At 72.8% G+C, this 19,870-nt stretch carries 19 protein-coding genes; 13 read left to right on the plus strand and 6 right to left on the minus strand.

The features are described from left to right. Positions 1 to 533: 533 nt before the first annotated feature. Positions 534 to 1,436: a DUF4097 family beta strand repeat-containing protein gene (locus LV78_RS41530; RefSeq protein WP_253844624.1), complete on the minus strand. Its 903-nt coding sequence runs from the start codon at positions 1,434 to 1,436 to the stop codon at positions 534 to 536. Positions 1,437 to 1,457: 21 nt separating this feature from the next. After that, the gene (locus LV78_RS10310) at positions 1,458 to 2,015 is read right to left on the minus strand and encodes a toxin-antitoxin system HicB family antitoxin (RefSeq protein ID WP_253844625.1); all 558 of its coding nucleotides are present in this window, start codon (positions 2,013 to 2,015) and stop codon (positions 1,458 to 1,460) included. 166 nt (positions 2,016 to 2,181) lie between these two features. Here LV78_RS10310 and thyX point away from each other — a divergent pair, with 166 nt between their 5' ends. From thyX to LV78_RS10340, 6 genes are all read left to right on the plus strand, one after another. Continuing rightward, positions 2,182 to 2,934, plus strand: coding sequence for an FAD-dependent thymidylate synthase (thyX, locus tag LV78_RS10315; protein ID WP_253844626.1), 753 nt, complete (start codon positions 2,182 to 2,184; stop codon positions 2,932 to 2,934). Continuing rightward, positions 2,931 to 3,320: an ACT domain-containing protein gene (locus LV78_RS10320; protein WP_253844627.1), complete on the plus strand. Its 390-nt coding sequence runs from the start codon at positions 2,931 to 2,933 to the stop codon at positions 3,318 to 3,320. Before thyX ends, LV78_RS10320 begins: the two co-directional genes overlap by 4 nt. A gap of 81 nt (positions 3,321 to 3,401) precedes the next feature. Further along, on the plus strand, positions 3,402 to 4,865 hold the full coding sequence (locus LV78_RS10325; RefSeq protein WP_253844628.1) for a serine/threonine-protein kinase: 1,464 nt from the start codon (positions 3,402 to 3,404) through the stop codon (positions 4,863 to 4,865). 70 nt (positions 4,866 to 4,935) lie between these two features. Beyond that, the gene (locus LV78_RS10330) at positions 4,936 to 5,556 is read left to right on the plus strand and encodes a TIGR03085 family metal-binding protein (protein WP_253844629.1); all 621 of its coding nucleotides are present in this window, start codon (positions 4,936 to 4,938) and stop codon (positions 5,554 to 5,556) included. 37 nt (positions 5,557 to 5,593) lie between these two features. Beyond that, on the plus strand, positions 5,594 to 6,490 hold the full coding sequence (gene dapA, locus LV78_RS10335; RefSeq protein WP_253844630.1) for a 4-hydroxy-tetrahydrodipicolinate synthase: 897 nt from the start codon (positions 5,594 to 5,596) through the stop codon (positions 6,488 to 6,490). Next, positions 6,487 to 8,166 (plus strand): ribonuclease J, encoded by a 1,680-nt coding sequence (locus LV78_RS10340; RefSeq protein WP_308208696.1) that lies wholly within the window; start codon positions 6,487 to 6,489, stop codon positions 8,164 to 8,166. The genes dapA and LV78_RS10340 overlap by 4 nt, the downstream gene beginning before the upstream one ends. Before the next feature lie 78 nt (positions 8,167 to 8,244). On the opposite strand, the gene LV78_RS10345 is transcribed toward LV78_RS10340, so the two are convergent. Then, positions 8,245 to 9,051, minus strand: a complete 807-nt coding sequence (locus LV78_RS10345) for a lysophospholipid acyltransferase family protein (RefSeq protein WP_253844631.1) — start codon at positions 9,049 to 9,051, stop codon at positions 8,245 to 8,247. Positions 9,052 to 9,183: 132 nt separating this feature from the next. Between LV78_RS10345 and LV78_RS10350 the strand changes: the two genes are divergently transcribed. Beyond that, the gene (locus tag LV78_RS10350; protein WP_253844632.1) at positions 9,184 to 11,745 is read left to right on the plus strand and encodes a DNA translocase FtsK; all 2,562 of its coding nucleotides are present in this window, start codon (positions 9,184 to 9,186) and stop codon (positions 11,743 to 11,745) included. 9 nt (positions 11,746 to 11,754) lie between these two features. Here the strand turns inward: LV78_RS10350 and LV78_RS10355 are convergent, their stop codons facing one another. From LV78_RS10355 to LV78_RS10365, 3 genes are all read right to left on the minus strand, one after another. After that, complete coding sequence (locus tag LV78_RS10355; protein ID WP_253844633.1) at positions 11,755 to 12,210, minus strand: phospholipase; 456 nt, start codon at positions 12,208 to 12,210, stop codon at positions 11,755 to 11,757. 169 nt (positions 12,211 to 12,379) lie between these two features. Next, positions 12,380 to 13,234, minus strand: coding sequence for a MerR family transcriptional regulator (locus LV78_RS10360; protein WP_253844634.1), 855 nt, complete (start codon positions 13,232 to 13,234; stop codon positions 12,380 to 12,382). A 124-nt stretch (positions 13,235 to 13,358) separates the two neighbouring features. Then, on the minus strand, positions 13,359 to 13,859 hold the full coding sequence (locus LV78_RS10365; RefSeq protein WP_015804499.1) for an amino-acid N-acetyltransferase: 501 nt from the start codon (positions 13,857 to 13,859) through the stop codon (positions 13,359 to 13,361). Between the two features lie 259 nt (positions 13,860 to 14,118). On the opposite strand from LV78_RS10365, the gene rimO reads away from it, so the two are divergent. The 6 genes from rimO (at position 14,119) to pspM (ending at position 19,397) form a co-directional block, all read left to right on the plus strand. Then, positions 14,119 to 15,528 (plus strand): 30S ribosomal protein S12 methylthiotransferase RimO, encoded by a 1,410-nt coding sequence (rimO, locus tag LV78_RS10370; RefSeq protein WP_372494844.1) that lies wholly within the window; start codon positions 14,119 to 14,121, stop codon positions 15,526 to 15,528. Positions 15,529 to 15,575: 47 nt separating this feature from the next. Continuing rightward, the gene (gene pgsA, locus LV78_RS10375; RefSeq protein WP_253844939.1) at positions 15,576 to 16,109 is read left to right on the plus strand and encodes a CDP-diacylglycerol--glycerol-3-phosphate 3-phosphatidyltransferase; all 534 of its coding nucleotides are present in this window, start codon (positions 15,576 to 15,578) and stop codon (positions 16,107 to 16,109) included. 263 nt (positions 16,110 to 16,372) lie between these two features. After that, on the plus strand, positions 16,373 to 16,858 hold the full coding sequence (locus LV78_RS10380; protein ID WP_253844941.1) for a CinA family protein: 486 nt from the start codon (positions 16,373 to 16,375) through the stop codon (positions 16,856 to 16,858). A 165-nt stretch (positions 16,859 to 17,023) separates the two neighbouring features. Continuing rightward, positions 17,024 to 17,440 (plus strand): helix-turn-helix domain-containing protein, encoded by a 417-nt coding sequence (locus LV78_RS10385; protein ID WP_253844635.1) that lies wholly within the window; start codon positions 17,024 to 17,026, stop codon positions 17,438 to 17,440. Between the two features lie 287 nt (positions 17,441 to 17,727). After that, the gene (locus LV78_RS10390) at positions 17,728 to 18,594 is read left to right on the plus strand and encodes a PspA/IM30 family protein (RefSeq protein WP_096496489.1); all 867 of its coding nucleotides are present in this window, start codon (positions 17,728 to 17,730) and stop codon (positions 18,592 to 18,594) included. Positions 18,595 to 18,608: 14 nt separating this feature from the next. Then, positions 18,609 to 19,397: a phage shock envelope stress response protein PspM gene (pspM, locus tag LV78_RS10395; RefSeq protein WP_253844636.1), complete on the plus strand. Its 789-nt coding sequence runs from the start codon at positions 18,609 to 18,611 to the stop codon at positions 19,395 to 19,397. The last annotated feature ends 473 nt before the right edge of the window (positions 19,398 to 19,870 follow it).

Raw genomic sequence — 19,870 nt, forward strand, 5'->3', positions numbered from 1 at the left:
CAGCCCCAGCCCCAGCCCCAGCCCTCGCCCCGGCCCAGCTCGCTCCAAGCTCTCGGCCTCGGGCCTCGGCTCCGCTTTAGGTCTCGGCCCGGCTCCTGGTCTCGGTTAAGCCCTCGGTCCTAGGCGCAGGTTCCCGGCTAGCTCTAGATCCCGGTCCTGGGCGTAAATCCCTGCCTCGGTCTGGTCTTTTCGCCCACGTACCGCTCTAGTCCGGCGGTGGTGTCTCATTGTGCTCCGTCGCCGTCGCCGCTCCTGTCGCCGTCGCCATCGCCATCAGCCGGCCCGGTGCCCCACTCGCCTGCCGTCGCGTCCCGATCTCGCCACCCGACGCAGCGTCCCCGTCCCAGCGTCCCCCGACCCGGTGTGTCACCCACCGTTCGTGTAACGCCACCCGGTCATACGCAGCACCACCCGGACACGCGAAGGGGCGCGCACCTCCCCCTGGACGTGCGCGCCCCACCACGAACCTACTGGCCCTCCGGCGCTTCCGCCGCTCCAGTCTGATCACACTCGGGTGTCACCACCCCCGGTTGTCAGCCCGCAGCCGTCGTCACCAGGGCGTTCCCCCTGCTCGTCCGGCCCGTGATCACCAGGTCCGGCGCCTGCGCCGGGCGGTTGGTCGAGACCTCCAGCTCGCTGCGGGCCGTGCCCGAGGTCGACGCCAGGTCCACCTCCGCCGCCACGCCCTGGCGCACGCCCACGCGCACGTCGCCCGACCCCGTGCCCAGCGTGATCCGGCCCGACGCCGCGTCGGCCACGGTCACGTCGCCGCCGCCCGTGCGCACCTGCACGTCGCTCTGCACCGCGCCCAGCCACACGTCGCCGGTCGCCGTGTGCACCTCGGAGCTGCCGCTCACCGCCGCCACCTCGACGTCGCCGCTGCCGTTGCGCGCCTTCACGCCGCCCAGCATCGGGCCCAGGCGGACCTTGCCGGAGCCCGACGTCACCTGCGACGCGGAGTCGGCGCTGTCCGCGGTCACGTCGCCGGTCCCGGTGTTGATGTCCAGGCGGCCCGCGCCGCCGGTGATCGCGACGTTCGCCGAACCCGACTTCACCAGCACGCTCGACCCCTTCGGGGCGCGCACGGCCACGCTGATCGGCACCGCGCGCAGCGGCAGGGCCTTCGACGAGCGGATGACCAGGCGGTTCCCGGTCAGCTCCAGGCGCGCGTCGCGCACCGCCTCCGCCACCCCGCCGGACCCGCCCGCCGGACCGCCCTTGCCACCCGCGAACTGGTCGCCCACCCAGCTCAGCAGGCCGTTCAGCCCGTCGGTCCAACCATCGCCCCCGGACGGCTCGTGGCGCAGCTCCACGTCCACCGCCTCCTCGTCGACCAGGTGCACCAGCACCCGCCCCGACACGAGCGCCACGTCGACCTCGACGGGCCCCGTCACGTCGAACGCCTGCCTGCGCACCACTTCGGACTCGCTACCCACGACCGATCCCCCTAGTCCCCGTCAGCCCTGCACCCAGCCGCGCACCCGCGTCGACGACTGCGACGACGAGTGCGAGGACGACTGCGACGACTGCCCCCGGTTGTCACCACCGCCGTGCCACTCGCGCCTGCCGCCGCCGCCGAACCCGCGCCTGCCGCCGACCGCGCCCTGCACGGCCTGCGCGACGAACGTGTTCAGCGACATCCCCTGCGCCGCCGCGACCTGCTCGGCCTTGGACTTCAGCTCGTCCAGCAGCCGCAGCGTGATCCGGGTGGCGTCCCCGCTCATCGGCCGGGGCGCCTCCTGCGGCTCCGGCTCGCGCTCCTCCTGCGCGGGCCCGGTGCCGGACACGACGACCTTCACGTCCCGCCCGTCCAGCCGGACCTCGACCACCGGCCCGTCGAGCGAGGCGGTGACCTCGGCGGCCAGATCGGACAGGGCGTTCATGATCGCCAGTCGGGCGGCGGGCTCCAGCGCCGCGGCGAGCACGGCCGCGCTGCGCCGGGTGTTCTCGTCACCGGCGGACGCGGCTGTCGTCAGGTCTTCCCGCAGGGCGGAGATGTACGGCGAAAGGTCCATGACACCAAGATGACACCACAAGTGACGGCAGTCAAGGAACCTGATGATGTCGATGTTGCCGCCACCGCGACATCATCCGATCGGGCGGCGACTGAGGCCCACAACACGGGGGCGACCACCGCATCCCAGCCGGAGACGCTCCCGCAGTGCTCTAAGGTTTCGCCTCATGGCTCAAACGGTGTCCCCGCACGTGCAGTTGATCGCGAAGACGGAGTTCTTCCCCCCGTCTGACGTCCCGTGGTCGACCGACGCCGAGGGCGGCGAGGCGCTCGCCGAGTTCGCGGGCCGCGCGTGCTACCAGTCCTGGTCCAAGCCGAACCCGGCCACCGCGACCAACGAGGCCTACCTGCGCCACATCATCGAGGTCGGCCACCTGTCCGTCCTGGAGCACGGCTCGGTCAGCTTCTACCTCACCGGCATCTCGCGCTCGCTCACCCACGAGCTGATCCGCCACCGCCACTTCTCGTACTCGCAGCTCTCCCAGCGCTACGTGCCCGAGCGCGACGCCGCGATGGTCGAGCCCGAGGTCATCGCGAACGACCCCGAGCTGCACGCCCGCTTCCTCGCCGCCGCCGAGGCCAGCGTCGCCGCCTACAACGACCTGCTCAAGGGCCTGGAGGAGAAGTTCTCCGACGTGCCCAGCGCGACCCTGCGCCGCAAGCAGGCCCGCCAGGCCGCCCGCGCCGTGCTGCCCAACGCGACCGAGACCCGCCTCGTGGTGACCGGCAACTACCGCGCCTGGCGCCACTTCATCGCGATGCGCGCCACCGAGCACGCCGACGTGGAGATCCGCGCTCTGGCCATCGAGTGCCTGCGCCACCTGCAGAAGGCCGCCCCCGGCGCCTTCGCGGACTTCGCCATCACCTCGCTCGCCGACGGCACCGAGGTCGCCTCCAGCCCGCTGGTGGCGGAGGGGTGAGGCGGCTCGTCGTGGACGTGCGGCCGGGCGACCACAGCGTCGTCCGGCTGCCCGCCGACGCCCCCGTGCCGCCCGGTCTGCTGGACCTGCCGGGCTTCGTCTCGGTCACCCGCACGCCGGACGAGCTGTCCATCGTCTGCCCGACCGAGCACGCCCCCGAGTCGGCGGACGCCCAGTCCGGGTGGCGGTTGCTGACCGTGCGCGGGCCGCTGGCGTTCACCCTCACCGGCATCATGGCCGCCCTGTCCGGGGAGCTGGCCGCCGCCGGTGTGACGTTGTTCGCGCTGTCCACTTTCGACACCGACCACCTGCTGGTCAAAGATGGCGACCTGGGGCGTGCCACGCGCGCGCTGTCCGCCGCCGGGCACGAAATCACGAATCCGTGAAACCGCGACCGTCCGCCGGTGGTCTGAAGTAGCGTTCGGCCGCCCGGTCGGGTCAGCGGTGTCACGAGGAGTAGTACCACGGTGACTGGTCAGCAGAGCACGCCCCCAGCGCGGCAGCCGCGGGTCATCGCGGGCCGCTACACCCTGCTCGCCGAGCTCGGCAGGGGCGGCATGGGCGTGGTCTGGCGCGCGCAGGACAACGTGATCGGCCGCCAGGTCGCCATCAAGGAGCTGCACCTCCCGGACGGCATCGCCCACGAGGAGCGCCGCGTCCTGGAGGAGCGGGTGCTGCGCGAGGCCCGCACGGCGGGCAGGCTCAGCGACCCGGCCATCGTCACGGTGTTCGACGTCGTCGCCGAGAACGGCATGACCTACATCGTGATGGAGCTGGTCGAGGCCACCACGCTGTCGGCGCTGGTCGCGCAGCACGGCCCGATGCCGCAGGACCGGGTCACCTCGATCGCGCTGCAGGCGCTGTCCGCGCTGGAGACCGCCCACCAGGCCGGGATCGTGCACCGGGACGTCAAGCCCGGCAACCTCATGATCACCGCGAACGGCCGGGTCAAGCTGGCCGACTTCGGCATCGCCCAGGCCGTGGACGACCCGCGCCTGACCACCAGCGGCAGCCTCATCGGCTCGCCCGCCTACATGGCCCCCGAGCGCATCCACGGCCACGAGGCCGCGCCCGCCGCCGACCTGTGGTCGCTCGGCGCGACGCTGTGCTTCGCCGTCGAGGGCGTCAACCCGTACGAGCGCTCCACCACCGCCTCCACCCTGCACGCGATCATGAGCGAGCCGCCCCGCCTGACCAGGGCGCACGGCGCGCTCGGCGCGGTGATCACCGGCCTGCTGATGACCGACCCGGCCGCCCGCCTGAGCGGCCAGCAGGCCCGCGCCATGCTGGAGCGCGCCGCCGCCCAGCCCACCCCGCCCGGCGGCGTCCCGCAGCACCCCGGCGGCACGATGAGCTACACCCAGCACGCGCAGGCGCCGACCCGGCAGGTCAGGCCCCCGGCCAGGCCGTGGCTGCGCAACCTGGCCGTCGGCGGGGCCGCCGCGGCGGCGCTGCTGGTGTTCACCGGGGGAGTCTTCGCCGGTCGCGCCGCCTTCACCGAGTCCCCGCCCGAGGGCCTCCAGCCGGTGGTCACGTTCGGCTCCGGCGGCACCCTGCCCGACTTCGGCCTCAGCAGCGGCTACTGCGGCGACAACTTCCTCGGCCCCACGGTCAAGGTCAACAGCGCCAGCTGCGAGGACAACCACAGCATCCAGGTGTTCGCCAGCAGCAACCCGTTCGGCAGCGCCGACGACCTGATCTACCCCGGCGAGGCGCAGCTGCACGCCTTCGCCAACGAGTTCTGCTCGCTCAGCTTCGCCTCCAGCCTGGTCACGGCCACCGACAAGTCCGCGCTGGTCTACGCGCCGGTCGTGCCGACCGCGCCGAACTGGCGCAAGGAGTACTCGGACACGAAGACCTCCCGCGAGGTCTTCTGCGTGCTCTGGAACAAGGACAGCAGCCAGCTCACCGAGAAGCTCGTCGAGCGGTAGCCGCGCGAGCGGACCCCGGTAAGTAGGCGCTGTCAACACGGGTCGGCCCCCGGCGGGTAGGTTGGGCCCCATGGGTCTAGCTCAGGACGAACGCCGACTGCTGGCGGAGCTGTTCACCGAGGTGGGGCCGGACGCGCCCACGCTGTGCGACCCGTGGCGCGCCAAGGACCTCGCCGCGCACCTGGTGCTGCGCGAGCGCAGGCCGGACGCCGCGGCGGGCGTGTTCGTCAAGCCGCTCGCGGGGCACAACCAGAAGGTCCAGGACGACTACGCGGCCAAGCCGTGGGCCGAGCTGGTCGACCTGGTCCGCGAGGGCCCGCCCAAGTGGTCGCCGTTCGCGCTGCTCGACGAGAAGGTCAACGCGCTGGAGTTCTTCGTCCACCACGAGGACGTGCGCCGCGCGCTCGACGGCTGGGAGCCGCGCCCCGCCGACGTCGTCCGCGACGCCGACCTGTGGCGGGCCCTGCCGCCCGTCGCGAAGCTCAACCACCGCAAGAGCCCCGTGGGCGTCGTGCTGCGCCGCACCAGCGGCCAGACGATCACCGCGAAGGCCGGTCCGACGCCGGTCACGATCACCGGCGAGCCCGCCGAGCTGACCCTGCTCTGCTTCGGCCGGGACGCCGTCCGGGTGACCTACGAGGGCGACCCCTCGGCCGTCGAGGCGGTCCGCTCGCTCAACCGGAGCACGTAGCGGCTGCTCGCTGAGGGTGACGCGGTAGCGTTCAGCCATGACCGGATGCCCTACCGCCTCACCCGGCCGCCCCTTCGGCCGCCTGCTCACCGCGATGGTGACCCCGTTCGACGCCGACGGGGCCCTCGACCTGGCCAAGGCGCAGCAACTCGCGGAGCACCTGGTCGAGCAGGGCAACGACGGACTGGTCGTCAACGGCACCACGGGGGAGAGCCCCACCACCACCGACGCGGAGAAGGAAGCCCTGGTCAGGGCGGTCGTGGAGGCGGTCGGCGACCGCGCCACCGTCGTCACGGGCGCGGGCACCTACAACACCGCGCACAGCGTCGAGCTGGCCACCGCCGCCCAGAAGGCGGGCGCGCACGGCCTGCTCCTGGTGACGCCGTACTACTCCCGCCCCACCCAGGCGGGGATCGCGGCCCACCTCACCACCGTGGCCGACGCGACCGACCTGCCCGTGATGCTCTACGACATCCCGCCCAGGTCGGTCGTGCCGCTGGAGGTCGACACGATCCTGCGGCTCGCCGAGCACCCGAGGGTCCTGGCGGTCAAGGACGCCAAGGGCGACCTGCACGCGGGCAGCCGGGTCATCGCCGAGACCGACCTGGCCTACTACTCCGGCGACGACCCGCTGAACCTGGCGTGGCTCGCCGTCGGCGCCGTCGGCGCGGTCAGCGTCGTGTCGCACTTCGCCTCGGGCCCGCTGCGTGCGATGATCGACGCCTTCGAGTCGGGCGAGGTCGTGCGCGCTCGCGAGCTGCACCAGTCGATCCTGCCGCTCCTGCGGCCGTTCGGCCGGATGCCCGGCGTCACCTACAGCAAGGCGGGCCTGCGTTTGCGCGGGATCGACGTGGGCGACCCAAGGTTGCCGCTGGTACCCGCCACCGACGAGGACATCGAGGCCGTGAAGGCCGAACTGGGAGTCAACGCGTGATCAATCCGAGCTCACCCCCGCCCGCGCTGCCCGACGGTGCGCTGCGCGTCGTCGCACTGGGCGGAATCGGCGAGGTCGGCCGCAACATGACGGTGTTCGAGCACGCAGGCAGGCTGCTCGTCGTCGACTGCGGCGTCCTCTTCCCCGAGGACGACCAGCCCGGCGTGGACCTCATCCTCCCGGACTTCCGGGCGATCGAGGACCGGCTGGACGACATCGAGGCCATCGTGCTCACGCACGGCCACGAGGACCACATCGGCGCCGTGCCGTTCCTGCTCAAGCTGCGCCCCGACCTGCCCGTGGTGGGCTCGCGCTTCACCCTCGCGCTGCTGGCCGCCAAGTGCCGCGAGCACCGCCAGAACCCCAAGCTCATCGAGGTCGTCGAGGGCGAGCGCCGCGACGCGGGCCCGTTCGAGCTGGAGTTCTTCGCGGTCAACCACTCCATCCCGGACGCGCTGGCCGTGGCCATCCGCACCTCCGCCGGGCTGGTGCTGCACACCGGCGACATCAAGCTCGACCAGCTGCCGCTCGACGGCAGGCTCACCGACCTGGCCGGGTTCTCCCGGCTCGGCGACGAGGGCGTCGACCTGTTCCTGGTCGACTCCACCAACGCCGAGGTGCCCGGTTTCGTGGTGCCCGAGCGCGAGATCGGCCCGGTGCTGGAGAACGTCATCCGCAAGGCCGAGCAGCGCGTCATCGTGGCCTGCTTCGCCTCGCACGTGCACCGCGTGCAGCAGGTGCTGGACGTGGCCGTGCGCTACAAGCGCAGGGTCGCGCTGGTGGGCCGCTCGATGGTGCGCAACATGGGCATCGCCGCCGAGCTGGGCCTGCTGCACGTGCCGGACGGGCTGTTCGTCGACATCGACGAGGCCATGCGGATGCCCGAGGACCAGGTCCTGTTCGTCTCCACCGGCTCCCAGGGCGAGCCGCTGTCGGCGCTGTCCAGGATGGCGCGCGGCGAGCACCGCCAGATCTCCATCCGCGCGGGTGACACGATCGTGCTGGCCAGCTCGCTGATCCCCGGCAACGAGAACGCGGTGTTCGGCGTGGTCAACGGCCTGTCCCGGCTGGGCGCCACGGTCGTGCACCAGGGCAACGCCAAGGTGCACGTGTCCGGCCACTCGCCCGCGGGCGAGCTGCTGTTCCTCTACAACGCGGTGCGCCCCAGCAACGTCATGCCGGTGCACGGCGAGTGGCGGCACCTGCGCGCGAACGCCGCGCTGGCGGTGGCCACGGGCGTCAACGAGGAGCGGGTCGTCATCGCCGAGGACGGCGTCGTCGTGGACATGATCGACGGCAAGGCCGCCATCAGCGGCCGGGTCGTGGTCGGCAACGTCTACGTGGACGGCCTCTCGGTCGGCGACGTCGGCGAGTCGACGCTGTCCGACCGCCTTGTCCTGGGCGAGGGCGGCTTCATCGCGATCACGGTCGCCATCGACTCCAGCACGGGCCGCGCGGTGGCCCCGCCGACCGTGTCCGGTCGCGGCTTCTCCGACGACCCGAAGGCGCTGGACAAGGCCGTCTCGCTGGTGGAGATGGAGCTGTCGCGCACCGAGGCCGAGAACATCACCGACTCGCACCGCATCGCGCAGGCGGTGCGCCGGGTGGTCGGGCGCTGGGTCGCCGAGACCTACCGGCGCAGGCCCATGATCGTGCCGACGATCATCCCGGTCTAGGACCGAGGGGTTCTTCCGCGTCGGGCGGGGGTCGGGGTCTCCCCGGCCCCCGCCCGCGCGTTCAGGGGGCGCCGCGGCTCAGGACGAGGCGCCGGTCGCGGGCGCGGGTCGCCACGGGCTGCTGCCGGTGGTCGGCCGGGTCGGGTCCCGGTGCCGCGGCACGTCGGGCTCGTCGGCCCGCAGCGGCGCCAGGCCCGACGTGATCGCCCGCATGATCCGCTCGTGCGCGCGCCGGGCGTGGCCGGGCGCGCCGTCGGTCAGGTCGGACAGGTCCACCGGCTCCCCGAAGTGCACCCGGTACTCCGGCCGCCTCCGCACGCCCTGCAGGTACGAGGTCACGTAGGGCAGCAGGTCCGACGCGCGGTCCACGGTCAGCCCGCCCCAGCACACCGCCTCGTGCGCGCCCCACTGGCTCACCGGCACCACCGGGATGCCGCCGCTGAGCGCCAGCCGCGCCGCGCCGGTCTTGCCGCGCTCCGGCCACAGGCCGGGGTCCTGGCTGATCCGGCCCTCCGGGTACAGCGCGACCGGGTCGGCGCCCGCCTTGAGCGCCTCGACCGTGCGGCCGTAGGCGTCGCCGACCGCGGCGGAGGCCCGGTCCACCCGCAGGTGCCCGGATGCCTTGAGCAGCGCGCCCGCGACGGGGACGTCCAGCAGCCCGCCCGCGATCAGGAACCGGGGCGCGACGCCGATCTTGTGGCAGGCGGCGACCAGGATGAACGGGTCCAGGTTGCCGATGTGGTTCGAGGCCAGCAGCAGCGGCCTGCCGCGCAGCCGGGCCGGGATGCTCCCGGTCACCCGGAGGCTGCCGCTCAGGCCGACGAAGGCCCGGTCCATGGCGGTCAGCAGGCGCCACAGCGGCGGAGTGGGCGCAGGTTGAGTCACAGCGGGCAGGCTACGGCGTGTCGAGGTGTGGCCGCACCGCGATCCGGGCAACCATGGTCATCGAGGAAGCACACCTCACGTCCCCCGGCAACTCCTGGGGCACGTGGTGCGCAGGGGGATAACGTAGCGAACATGGCTGGCCGGACTACTGGGACTTCGCGCAAGGGTTCGACCCGAGGCGGTGGCGGGGCGAAGCCGAGGGCGGCTGGAGGCCGCCCGGCGCCGCGCAAGCAGGCGGCCAAGCCCGCCGCCCCGCGCAGGCCGCAGGGGCGCAGGGTCGCGCCCAGGAAGAAGAAGGCCCCCACGGTCTTCGGCGCGGCCTGGCGGGGCATCAGCCGCTCGGTCGGCGGGCTGGTGCGCGGCCCGGAGAGCGGCAACCAGGCCGCGACGCACCGCCGCGACGGGTTCGGCATGGTCCTGATCTCGCTCGCCGTGATCACCGGCGCGGGCGTGTGGTGGCAGGCGGCCGGGCCGGTCGGCGAGTGGGTGGACTCGTCGGTGCGCAGCACGATCGGCGCGCCCGCGATGCTCCTGCCGGTGGTGCTGCTCGGCATCGGCATCACCCTCATGCGCACCGACGCCAACCGCGAGGCCAGGCCCCGCTACCTCGGCGGCACCCTGCTCGTCGCGATCGGCTTCCTCGGCATGTTCCACCTGATCGGGGGGCTGCCTGCGGACTCGGCGGGCCGCCAGGAGGCCGGTGGCGCGCTCGGCTACCTCGCGGGCGGGTTCCTCGCCCAGGGGCTCACGCCGTGGATCGCGGGCCCCGTGCTCGTGCTGATCTTCGTGCAGGGCCTGCTGCTGCTCACCGACGTCACCATGCGCGACCTGCCCGCGAAGTTCAGCGGCCGGTTCTCCGCGCGCGAGCCGGAGGGCTTCGACGGGTTCGACGACGGCTACGGCCGCGACGACCACTACGACGAGCCCTACGACGACGACCCGTACGACGAGCCCGCCCCCAAGCCCGCGCCCACCGCGAAGCTGCGCAAGCCCTCCCGCCGCAAGCAGCCCGCCGCCGAGCTGGACGCGGCGGCCGAGGGCGCCGACGTCCCGCCGCCGGACGACGAGCCGCCGTTCGAGCCCGTGCCGCCGCCCGCCGCGCAGGCGCCCAAGCCGCGCAAGCCGAAGGTCGAGCCGAAGGCGAACGCGCCCGCCGAGGGCCTGCCCTCGTCCAGCCTGGCCGCCGTGCGCGCCGTCGAGGGCCCGTACCAGCTGCCGCCGCCGACCATCCTCAAGGACGGCGACGCGCCGATGGTGCGCAGCAAGGCCAACGACATCATGATCGAGGCCATCACCGGCGTGCTCGACCAGTTCTCCATCGACGCGCACGTCACCGGCTTCACCAGGGGCCCGACGGTCACCCGCTACGAGGTCGAGCTCGGCCCCGGCGTGAAGGTCGAGAAGATCACCGCGCTGACCAAGAACATCGCCTACGCCGTCGCCACCGACAACGTGCGGCTGCTCGCGCCCATCCCCGGCAAGTCCGCCGTGGGCATCGAGGTGCCCAACAGCGACCGCGAGATGGTGCGCCTGGGCGACGTGCTGCGCGCGTCCTCGGCGGTCAACGACGACCACCCGATGGTGGTGGGCCTCGGCAAGGACATCGAGGGCCACTTCGTCACCGCGAACCTGACGAAGATGCCGCACCTGCTGGTCGCGGGCTCCACCGGCTCCGGCAAGTCCAGCTTCGTCAACTCGATGCTGGTCTCGCTGCTGGCCAGGGCCACCCCCAGCGAGGTCAGGATGATCCTGATCGACCCGAAGATGGTCGAGCTGACCCCGTACGAGGGCATCCCGCACCTGATCACGCCCATCATCACCCAGCCGAAGAAGGCCGCCGCCGCGCTGGCCTGGCTGGTGGAGGAGATGGAGCAGCGCTACCAGGACATGCAGGTCAACCGGGTGCGGCACATCGACGACTTCAACCGCAAGGTGCGCACCGGGCAGATCACCGCGCCGCCCGGCAGCGAGCGCGAGTACCAGCCGTACCCGTACATCATGGCGATCGTCGACGAGCTGGCCGACCTGATGATGACCGCGCCGCGCGACGTCGAGGACGCGATCGTCCGGATCACCCAGAAGGCCCGAGCGGCGGGCATCCACCTGGTGCTGGCCACCCAGCGGCCCTCGGTGGACGTGGTCACCGGCCTGATCAAGACGAACGTGCCGTCGCGGCTCGCGTTCGCGACCTCCTCGCTCACCGACTCGCGGGTCATCCTCGACCAGCCCGGCGCCGAGAAGCTGATCGGCATGGGCGACGGGCTGTTCCTGCCGATGGGCGCGGGCAAGCCCCGCCGCATCCAGGGCGCGTTCGTCGGCGACGAGGAGATCTCGGAGATCGTCGAGTTCACCAAGCGCCAGGCGCAGCCGGAGTACACCGACGGCGTCACCAGCTCGGGCAAGGCGGAGAAGAAGGAGATCGACGCCGACATCGGCGACGACCTCGACCTGCTCCTCCAGGCCGCCGAGCTGATCGTGACCTCGCAGTTCGGGTCGACGTCCATGCTCCAGCGCAAGCTGCGGGTCGGGTTCGCCAAGGCGGGCAGGCTCATGGACCTGCTGGAGACCAGGGGCATCGTCGGCCCGACCGAGGGCTCGAAGGCCCGCGACGTGCTGCTCAAGCCGGACGAGCTGGCCACCGCCGTGGAGCTGATCAACGGCGGCGGGCCCCCGACCGGGACCGACGAGGGGTGAGCGGGGCGCTCAGCCGATGGTCTCGCGACCGCCGACGAGCTTCCCGAACTGGCGCACCGCGAAGTAGTACCCGTCGGCGATGCGCCTGCACGCCCACTTGCCCGAGCACCGGCCGAGCAGGTCGGCGTGGAACAGCTCGTCGAGGCGGCGCCGGGCGTCCTCGGTGAACCGGCCCTGCCCGGAGTAGTTGCGGTAGCCGAAGTCGTGCCGCTCGCAGGCGGGCTGGAAGTCGTACCCGAGCGGGTGCTCGGGGGCGAGGGTGCAGCCGTCGGAGTCCCAGACCAGGCCGTCGCCCGGCCGGGCGGCCGAGCGCAGCGCGGTGAAGTCGGCCAGGCTGCGGCTGAACAGGTAGTCGTCGGTGCGCGCCCTCGGGTCGGCCTGCGCCGTGGCGGTGACCGGGCCCAGCAGCAGGGCGAGGACGGCGAGCAGCGGGATGAGGACGGCGTGCGTCCGGTTGGTCGGCACGGGTGCGCTCCAGGGGTGAGGCGGATGGGTGCCGCTCACCGTCCTACCCCGCGCCCGGCCCGCCACCGGGGAAAGTCACCCGTGCGGCTGGGTGAGCGCTGCTCCGATCGCGCTCGGTGTCCGGGCGGCGCCCCACGGGACACCACCCGGAGCGCCGCACCGGCCCGCCTCAGCGGCGGGTGTCGTCGTCCTCGTCCTCGCCCGCCAGGAACCGGGTGATCTCCGGGTCGTCCGGGACGCCCTCGTCGCCGGGGCGGCGCACCAGGTTCTCCGCGATCGACACCGGCTCGTCGGCCCACGCCGGGCGGAAGTCGCCGGAGGGCACCAGGCCGTGCCGCTGGGCGAACTCCTCGGCCGCGTCCCGCACCGACTCGCGCAGCGCGCCCACCACGACGGTCTCCGCCGTGTAGGTCAGCTCGACCAGCAGCTCGCGGATGCGGTCGAGCTGGTCCTCCTGGTTGGCCGGGCCCTCCAGCGTCGGCCACAGCCTGCGCTCGAACAGCTCGACGAACTGACCGGCGATGGCGTCGGTGGATCGGCGCAGGCCCGCGAAGTGGTCGAGCACCTCGTCGCTGGGGATCGCCAGGTCCGCGAGCCGGGTGCCGGACTCCAGCGCCCACCGGCGCACGTGCGGCCAGCCGAACCGCCAGCGCACCAGGCCGACCTCGACGGCGCGGCGCAGCAGCGCGGGCCGCAGGTCGCCGAGCGGCATGAGCTTCCCGGCATCGCGCAGCCGGACGCGGACCCAGTCGTCCGGGCCCTCGGTGTCGCCGAGCCCGAGCACGGAGGCGACCGTCGCGCCACGCGCCCGCGCCGCGACCAGCTCGGCGATGGCGGGCAGCGAGAAGCCGCGCGACTGGAGCCGCTGCACCAGGGTGAGCCGCTCGATGTGCGTGTCGTCGTAGTGGGCGACGCGCCCCGCCTTGCGCGGGGGGTGCAGCACGCCCTTGGTCTGGTACATCCGGATGGTGCTGCCGGGCAGGCCGACCCGCACCGCCAGTTCGTCCACGGTCAACTGCTCCACCCGGCCATCCTCAGCGGACGCACTAGTGGAGTCAATGCTGTTCTAGTTGCAACTCGAACAGTCTTCGGTGGAATCCGGGTGAACCCGGCCGCGCCCGCCCCGACCGGGACGGCGCGCCGGACGGTCACAGGTGCACGAGCATCCGGGTGTTGCCCAGGGTGTTCGGCTTGACGTACGACAGGTCCAGGAACTCCGCGACGCCCTCGTCGGCCGACCGCATGATCTCCTCGTAGACCTCCGGCGACACCGGCGTGCCCTCGATCTCCACGAACCCGTGCCTGCCGAAGAACGAGGTCTCGAAGGTGAGCACGAACACCCGCGCCAGCTGCAGCTCGCGCGCGGTGTCGAGCAGCCTGGCCACCACCCGGTGACCGATGCCGCGCCCCACGGCGGCGGGGGACACCGCGACCGTGCGGATCTCGGCCAGGTCCTCCCACAGCACGTGCAGCGCGCCGCAGCCCAGCACCACGCCGCCCTCCTCGGCCACCCAGAACTCCTGGATGTCCTCGAACAGCGTGACCAGCGGCTTGGACAGCAGCACCTTGCCCGCGTACTGGTCGATGAGGGCCTTCATCGCGCGCACGTCGCCGGTCCTGGCCCGCCGCACGTTGATCGGGTCGTTCACGGTGCAAGAAAGTAGTCCCCCGAACGCCGGGGCGGGCACGCGGTGCTCATCCGCTGGGACGCGCGGCCTGCGGCGCGGACCCGGTGTGGTCGCCGTCGGGCGGTTCGCCTCTTCGGGTGAGCTGCTGAGCGGTGACGCCGGGGACGCGCCGTCACCGCCCCGGCTCCGCGCGAGGACCCCGGCCGGACGCGGGCGCCGAGCGGGGTTCGCGGGGCCAGCAGGTCAAGGCGCGCTCCCGAGGGCGGTTACCCTGAGCACCGTGCCTTCCCCCACCACGTCCAAGCGCGTCGCCATGCTGACCCTCGGGTGCGCCCGCAACGAAGTCGACTCCGAGGAGCTAGCCGGCAGGCTGACCGCGGGCGGGTGGGAGCTGGTCGACGACGAGGCCGACGTCGTCGTCGTCAACACCTGCGGCTTCGTCGAGTCCGCCAAGAAGGACTCGGTGGACACCCTGCTCGCCGCCTCCGACTCCGGCGCGAAGGTCGTCGCGGTCGGCTGCATGGCCGAGCGGTACGGCGCGGAGCTGGCCGAGAGCCTGCCCGAGGCCAACGCGGTGCTGGGCTTCGACCACTACGGCGACCTGGCCGACCGGCTCGACGACGTGCTCGCGGGCAAGGCCCTGGAGTCGCACAAGCCGGTCGACCGGCGCACGCTGCTGCCGATCACCCCGGTCAAGCGCCAGGAGAAGGCGCAGGAGGTCCAGGTGCCCGGCCACGGCTGGGGCCCGCGCGTGCTGCGCACCCGCCTGGACGACGCCCCGGTCGCCCCGCTGAAGATCGCCTCCGGCTGCGACCGGCGCTGCTCGTTCTGCGCGATCCCGTCGTTCCGGGGCGCGTTCGTCTCCCGCCACCCCGACGAGATCGTCGCCGAGGCCATGTGGCTGGCCGAGCAGGGCGTGCGCGAGCTGTTCCTGGTCAGCGAGAACTCCACCTCCTACGCCAAGGACCTGCCCCGCGAGCTGGGCGCGCTGGAGCAGCTGCTGCCCAGGCTCGCCGCGATCGAGGGCGTGGACCGGGTGCGGGTGTCCTACCTCCAGCCCGCCGAGACCAAGCCGTCGCTGGTCAAGGCCATCGCGACCACGCCCGGCGTGGCCGACTACTTCGACATGTCCTTCCAGCACTCCAGCGAGGCCGTGCTGCGCCGGATGCGCCGGTTCGGCTCCACCGAGTCGTTCCTCGCGCTGGTGGGGCAGATCCGCGAGCTCGCCCCCCAGGCGGGCATCCGCAGCAACTTCATCGTCGGCTTCCCCGGCGAGACCGAGGCCGACGTGGCCGAGCTGGAGCGCTTCCTCACCGAGGCCCGGCTCGACGCGGTCGGCATCTTCGGCTACTCGGACGAGGACGGCACCGAGGCCGAGGGCCTCGCCGACAAGCACGACGCCGACACCGTCGCCGAGCGGGTGGCCCGGATCTCCGCGCTGGTCGAGGAGCTGACCGCGCAGCGCGCCGAGGACCGCGTCGGCGAGGAGGTCGTCGTGCTCGTCGAGCACGAGGAGGACGACGAGACCGACTGCACCGGTCGCGCCGCCCACCAGGCCCCCGAGGTCGACGGCGAGTGCGTGATCGCCAACGCCGACGGTCTGGCCGTCGGCGACCTGGTCCGCTGCCGGGTTGACGCCGCCGAGGGCGTCGACCTGGTCGTCACCGCGATCGAGGTGCTGCCGAGGTGACCGAACCCGCGCGCGTGCCGGTGCTGAACATCGCCAACGTGCTGACGATGTCCCGTCTGGTGCTCGTGCCGGTGTTCCTGCTCGCGCTGTTCGCGGGCAGCGGTCACGACACGCAGTGGCGACTCGCCGCCTTCGCGGTGTTCGTGGTGGCCTCGGTGACCGACCACGTCGACGGCAACCTGGCCCGCAAGTACGGGCTCATCACGGACTTCGGCAAGATCGCCGACCCGATCGCGGACAAGGCCCTCACCGGGGCCGCCCTGGTGGGCCTGAGCATGCTCGGGGACCTCGCCTGGTGGGTCACGGTGGTGATCGCGGTGCGCGAGATCGGGGTGACCCTGCTGCGCTTCTGGGTCATCCGGCACGGGGTGATCCCGGCCAGCCGGGGTGGCAAGGCCAAGACCCTGGTGCAGATCTTCGCCATCGGCTTCTACGTGCTGCCGCTGCCGGGCTGGGGTCAGCTGGTCGCCCAGGTGACCATGGGGCTCGCGGTGCTGCTGACCGTCGTCACGGGCGTGGACTACGTGGTGCGCGCGGTGCGGCTGCGGGCGCGCGGCAAGCGCGCGGTGGCCGGGGCGTGAGCGCCGGGGGAGTCGGACCGGGCCCTGCGGGCACGAACGGGGGAACCTCCGGGGGAGCGCGACGCACCACCCCGGAGGGGGACGCCGTTGCGGGAAACCGCAGCGGTGCGGTTTCGGCCGCGTCCGGCGTCCCCGCCGACGTTCCCCCCGGCGCGGCCGATGCCCGCTCCGCGGGCGTGCCCGGCGGAATCCCCGCTGACGGCCCCGCCGCCGACCCGGTCGACCGGGTCGCGCAGGCCCTCGCGGGCGGCGGCCCGGACCCGCTGGCCGTCGAGGTCGTCGGTCTGCTGCGGGCCAGGGGCGAGACGGTCGCGACGGCCGAGTCGCTCACGGCGGGCGCGGTCTGCGCGCTGCTGGCGGGCGTGCCCGGCGCGAGCGCGGTCCTGCGCGGCGGCCTGGTCGTCTACGCCACCGAGCTCAAGCGCTCGCTGGCCGGGGTGTCCGCCGAGCTGCTGGCCGAGCACGGCGCGGTCCACCCCGAGGTGGCCGCCCAGCTCGCCTCCGGCGCCCGCGAGCGCTGCGGGGCCACCTGGGGCCTCGGCCTCACCGGGGTGGCCGGTCCCGACCCGCAGGACGGCGTGCCGCCGGGGGTCGTGCACATCGGGGTCGCCGGGGTCTCACCCGTAGGGGGCACCTCGGTGGAAGTGTCCTCGGTCACCCTCAGTGGTGATCGTCACCGCGTGCGGGTCGCGTCGGTGATCACCGCGCTGGAATCGCTGCGTGCGCGGCTGCTCGTCCCGGTAGGGTGAGCTGGGTGAGCTGAGCTGGGTGATTCCCCGCGCGCGCTCCCGCTTGGACGGGAACTTCGCGGGGTATTCACCCGTTCGCTGTTGGAGGACGTGCCAGGAAGTCACTGCCCGCCGTCGGGGTGGATCGGTAACGTGGTGGCACGGCCGGCCGGAAGGAGGCGCGCGATGACCGTGCTGCTGCGCGAGGCGATCGGTGATCGGCTCCGCCATGCCCGCACCACACAACGCCGCACGCTGCGCGAGGTCTCCAGGACCGCGCGCGTGAGCCTCGGATACCTGTCCGAGGTCGAGCGGGGGCGCAAGGAGGCGTCGAGCGAGCTGCTCGCCGCGATCTGCGACGCGCTCGAACTGCCCCTGTCCGAACTGCTGCACCTGGTCGCCACGGACATCGGCGCCGTCGACAAGGTGGCCAAGTCCGCCGAGCTGGGGAAGCGCGAGCCCGCTCGCGCCGGGCTCGAGGCGGGCACCCTGGTGCCCGCGGTGGTCGGCAACGACCTGTCCGACCTGCGCCTGCAACCCGTGCTCACGCACCGGCTGCCGACCGCGATCAGCAAGCCGCGCGGTTCCGTGGTGGCCGCCTGATACCCGTGCTCCACCGCCCGCGCCGAACCGGAACGCCGGTTCGGCGCGTTGGCCTGCAACGAGTTGACAACCGCTTGCGGGGTACCTGCAACGCGGGGGGCGGCTGCCAGGCAGGATGGCCGTGCCGTCTGACGCGCCTCTCGGGGGTACTCGGGGTGATCCCGGATATTCCGCCGGGTCGGTGGAAGCACGGCTGCACAACTGACACGATGGAACCAACACCGGCACCGGGTCGTTGCCAATCACGAGCGCGAGCCAGGAAAGTGCGGAGAAGGCAGGCGTAGGAGATGGCCAACCCTTTCGTGAAGGCATGGAAGTACTTCATGGCGGCTTTTTCGTCGAAGATCGACGAGCACGCCGACCCGAAGGTGCAGATCCAGCAGGCCATCGAGGAGGCGCAGCGGCAGCACCAGGCGCTCTCCCAGCAGGCCGCAGCGGTGATCGGCAACCAGCGGCAGCTGGAGATGAAGCTCAACCGGCAGCTCGGTGAGGTCGAGAAGCTCCAGGCCTCCGCGCGCCAGGCGCTCGTGCTGTCCGACGAGGCCCGCGCCAAGGGCGACGAGCAGCGCGCCGCGCAGTTCGAGGAGGCCGCCGCCGGGTTCGCGACCCAGCTGGTCACCGCCGAGCAGGGCATCGAGGACCTGAAGACGCTGCACGACCAGTCGCTGCAGGCCGCGACCCAGGCCAAGCAGGCCGTCGAGAACAACGCGTCGGTCCTGCAGGGCAAGCTCGCCGAGCGCACCAAGCTGCTCAGCCAGCTGGAGCAGGCCAAGATGCAGGAGCAGGTCTCGCACTCGCTGCGGCAGATGACCGAGCTCGCCGCGCCCAGCAGCACCCCGTCCCTGGACGAGGTCCGCGACAAGATCGAGAAGCGGTACACCACCGCCCTCGGCTCGGCGGAGCTGGCGCAGAACTCGGTGCAGGGCCGCATGATGGAGGTGCAGCGCTCCACCACGCAGATGGCGGGCATCTCGCGCCTCGACCAGATCCGCGCCTCCATGGGCGGTGGCGCGACGGCGGGCGAGATCACCGCGAAGCCCAACTCCGCCGCCGCCAACATCCAGCAGGAGATCCAGCAGCGGGTGCAGCAGGCGCAGTCCCAGCCGCAGCAGGCCACGCAGCAGCTCCCGCAGAACCCGCCCGCCCAGAGCTGATGGGGTGATCCGCGATGCTTCCCGCCAACCGCAAGCTCGTTCCGGGTGAGCTGGTCGAGCTCTTCAACGCGCAGCAGGGGCAGGTCGCGGACCAGGTGAAGCGCCGCTTCACCGCGTGGAACGACCCGAGGGCCCGTCTGGACCGGCGCTACCGCCGCTCCAGCCGGGCGCTCACCGTCTGGGCGATCATCCTCGCGGTGTTCTCCGTGCTCGGGGTGCTGGCCGTGGTCGGCGCCGTCCCGGTCGCGGCCGGGGTCGTCGGCGCGCTGGGCGCCACGGGCGGCGCGGTGCTGGCCGTCCGGTCCGGGGTGAAGATGCGCGCCATCGACGCCGAGCGGACCGCGCTGGCGAACACCGCCCCGCCGCCGAGGCCCCCGCTGCCCGCGAAGGCGTCGGCGGCCCGGTACCCGATGGAGCGGCTCGCGGAGGCCGAGGACGCGCTGGCCGAGCTGCTGGTGCAGCTCGACTCCAGCCGGATCACCTCGGTGCCGACCGAGTCCGTCGAGCAGGCCCGTGAGACGGGCCGGGAGGCGGCCTCGGCCATCCGGGCGGTCTCGCAGCAGCTCCAGGCGGTCGAGCGGGCCCGCGACACGGCCCCTCCGCTCCAGCGCGCGCCGCTGGTGGAGGGCGTGCGCAAGCTGCGGGCCCAGCTGGACGAGGGCGTCGACGGCTACTGCGGGCTGGTCGGCGCGGCGGGCAACGTGCTCGCGGAGAGCGCGGCGGCCGACCCGAGCGCCGTGCTGGACGAGGCGACCGACCACCTGGCCGGTCTCGCGTCCGGGCTGCGGGAGCTGTCCGGCTGATCCCGACCCGACCTCGCTCCACCCTTCGCCCCTGGCTCCGGCCGGGGGCGTTGTCGTGTGTGAAGTAGATCACCGGCCGCCGTGGTCCGGCTCGGCCGTCCGGGGGACCTGATCGGCCGGTGGGGTGATCACCAGGTCGGGTTCCCGGCGGTGGGCGGCGGGGGCCGCGTGGCGGGCGGCGGGGTGCCGTGAACAGCGCTTTTGTGAGTGCCCTTCGTGTTGTGCGGCTCCGGAGCGTCACCGGAGCGGGGGTCTGTTCCCGACGGTGGTGGACGCGCCAGCCCCCGCGCCGGGTAGCGCCCGATCGCCACGCTCCGTTGCACCACTTCGCGCAGCGAGCATTGCGGTGCGTCGCGCGGGGTCTGGCGGACCATGCTGCAATCGTGTGATTATCAGACTGTTATATAGCGTTGCCCACTACGTGGCGTGGCAGGATCGCCAGGTCCGGCGCGAGCGGGCGAAGGTGGAGCGCG

It is taken from the genome of Actinosynnema pretiosum, assembly GCF_024171695.1.
Lineage (GTDB): Bacteria > Actinomycetota > Actinomycetes > Mycobacteriales > Pseudonocardiaceae > Actinosynnema > Actinosynnema pretiosum.